The organism is Ferrovibrio sp. (assembly GCF_035304305.1).
Taxonomy (GTDB): domain Bacteria; phylum Pseudomonadota; class Alphaproteobacteria; order Ferrovibrionales; family Ferrovibrionaceae; genus Ferrovibrio.
In genome coordinates this window covers 1-2,870 of the sequence record NZ_DATGQG010000079.1, presented here as the reverse complement: position 1 = coordinate 2,870, position 2,870 = coordinate 1, and the positions used below count along the sequence as shown (strand labels likewise).

The 2,870-nt window shown below is 62.6% G+C and carries 3 protein-coding genes; all 3 read left to right on the top strand.

Annotated features, from left to right (window positions below; translation table 11 throughout):
* A partial coding sequence (locus VKZ87_RS09880) for an SLC13 family permease (RefSeq protein ID WP_324221088.1) occupies positions 1–269 on the top strand: 269 nt, incomplete at its 5' end.
* Between the two features lie 361 nt (positions 270–630).
* The gene (locus tag VKZ87_RS09875) at positions 631–2,274 is read left to right on the top strand and encodes an MFS transporter (protein WP_324221087.1); all 1,644 of its coding nucleotides are present in this window, start codon (positions 631–633) and stop codon (positions 2,272–2,274) included.
* Between the two features lie 298 nt (positions 2,275–2,572).
* The coding region (locus VKZ87_RS09870; RefSeq protein ID WP_324221086.1) for an ATP-dependent metallopeptidase FtsH/Yme1/Tma family protein at positions 2,573–2,870 on the top strand (298 nt) is incomplete at its 3' end.

Genomic DNA, 2,870 nt, shown 5'->3' with positions numbered 1-2,870 from the left:
CGTTCATCAACAATGCCACCACCGCCGTCGTCCTTGCACCGATCGCGCTCGAACTGGCACGGACGACCGGCACCCCGCCGCAGCCACTGCTGATGGCCGTGGCACTCGGTGCGTCGACCGACTTCCTCACCCCGTTCGGCCATCACAACAATACACTGGCCTTCGGCATCGGCGGCTATCGGTTCGGCGAATTCCTGAAGGTGGGCTGGCCGTTAACGCTGGCGAGCTTCGCGGCCGGCGTGATGCTGATTTCTCTCATCTGGGGCTGAGTTCTACGCCGAACGTCCCGGCGTTTCCGGCAGATGAAATCAAGCAGCATATATGTTGCGGACTGCCCGGCCGGCTGCCATCTCTTGGGCACCGGCCGCGCCGCGGAGATTCAGGCAAAGAATATGTTCATGGCCGAGCCGGAATTAGAAGATATTATACCGTCCATCAGCGGAGGTGACGCCGCACAATCATCATCACTCCCCCTTCGCGCTGAATGGTCTTGCCGCGCGTGACATTGGGCCAATCCGATCTGAAATTGTTCCGACTGGAGCGCGGCCGCCTCTTGGCCGTGCCGACGCAAGTGCCTATGACTGAGGTGGCTTGATTCCAGCTTTCGGCTGAAAACAGGAACAACCAGCCATGACGCTCGGCATTGCGCGCCGGCTTGCAAAGGCAATCAACGAGGAAGGCTCGCCGCTCCAGCCTCTTGCCACCCCGACGTTCCGTAATCTCTGGCTGTGGATCACCGTCTCCAATCTCGGCACCATCGTTCAGGCCGTCGGTGCAGGCTGGCTCATGACGACGCTCAGCGGCCAAGCCTCGATGGTGGCGCTCGTTCAGACGGCCACAACGCTGCCGATCATGCTCTTTTCGCTGGCTGCGGGCGCGCTCGCGGACAATTTCGACCGGCGTACCGTCATGCTGATCGCGCAGATCTTCATGTTCACGGTGTCGGCCATTCTCGCGGTGCTCAGCTTTGCCGGCGGCCTTACTCCGTGGCTGCTGCTTCTGTTCACCTTCCTGATCGGAAGCGGAACCGCATTGAACAATCCCGCCTGGCAGTCCTCCCTGGGCGATCTTCTGCCAAGAAAGCACCTGCCGGCCGCCGTCTCGCTGAACTCGATCGCCTTCAACCTCATGCGCAGCATCGGGCCGGGCATCGGCGGGCTGATCGTGGCTGTTGCGGGCGCAGCAGCCGCATTCGCCTTCAACGCGGCGACCTATGTCGGTCTGATCATCCAGCTCTTCCGGCTGAAACCCGCGAAGGTGAACGCAACCCTGCCGCCCGAACATCTGGGCGCCGCAATGTCGGCGGGTCTGCGCTATGTGTTCCTGTCGCCGAACATCGAAGCGATCCTGCTGCGAAGCCTCGCCCTGGGCCTTTCGATGAGTTCGATACAGGCTCTGCTGCCGCTCGTCGCGCGCGATCTCATCGGCGGAGGACCTTTGCACTATGGTGTCCTTCTCGGCGCATTCGGACTGGGGGCCATTCTGGCGGGCCTGTTCGGGCACAGGCTGCGCGAACGCTTCAGCAGCGAGGCCTATATGCGGCTCAACCATCTGGCCGCTGCCTTCAGCGCCGCCGCCCTTCCGTTCGCCGGAAACATTCTGGCCGCCCTGCCGATCATGCTGGTGGGCGGTGCTGCCTGGCTTCTGTCCTTCGCCTTTTGCAACATGTCGATTCAGCTCTCCGCCCCGCGCTGGGTGGTCGGCCGTGCGCTTGCCACCTATCAGACGGCGGCCTTCGGCGGCATGGCTCTTGGCAGCTGGCTGTGGGGAGAAGTCGCGGCCGACTGGGGTGTCGCGGCCGGACTGCAGATTTCGGCCGGCACCGCGCTCGTGACCATGCTGATCGGCGTCTGGCTTCCCATGCCGGAACTGGGGCGCCTGAAGCTCGATCCCATCCAGCCGCCGCCTGTGCCTGAGCTTGCAATCGACCTGGAGGCGCGCAGCGGCCCCGTCGTGGTCATGGTCGAATACGTCATCCGCGAGGAGGATTTGTCGGAATTTCTCGCCGCCATGCGCGAGCGCCGCCGTATTCGCAGGCGCAACGGGGCGAGCAGCTGGACGCTGATGCGGGACGTGACGGACCCACAGAAATGGATCGAGAGCTACCACGTCCCGAACTGGATCGAGTATCTGCGCCATCACCAGCGCACCACCGAGGCCGACGCCGAGGTGATCCGCAGACTGCGCGCGCTGCACAGCCTGCCGGAGCCGCCCCGGGTCAGCCGTCTCGTCGTGCGACCGGTGAGCGCCCGCGGCGGGCTGTTAGCAAGGTGATTAGCGAGGCGTTTGCGAACGGCCTCACTGAAAATCGGCGTTAAAGGCCCCACGGAAAGCACCCCCTTTGTATACCGGCCAGATGAAGCCGCGAACGGGAGGCTATGATTGCTGGCGGCAAGCAATCCTGGATCCCGGACGCGAGTTCCGCCTTTCTTCAGGCGCTTGATGCAGCGCAAACCGACGCATCCGCCGTCCATATACGCTCCGTGGAACGGAAGCAGGAGCAGGCGCTTTAGCTGGATGACATGAAGCTGCAGCACTATGTCTGTTCCAGTGTGGCGCGAGACTTGGACGGATGAACAAGAGGCAGTTCAACATCTGGTACTGGATCGCCGCTTTCATCGGCCTCATGATATTCCAGTACATTTTCATCACCGCCCAGCAGGTGGCGGAGATTCCCTACAGTACGTTCGAGAGCTATCTCGAAAGCGGACGCATCGCCGAGGTGCAGGTTTCCGACCGCTTCATCCAGGGGACGCTAAAGGAGCCGCTCGAAGGCGGGCAGTCGCGTTTCATCACGACGCGCATCGATCCAGACATCGCGCAGCTTCTGCGAGAGCACAACGTCGTGGTGACCGGCCAGATCGAAAGCA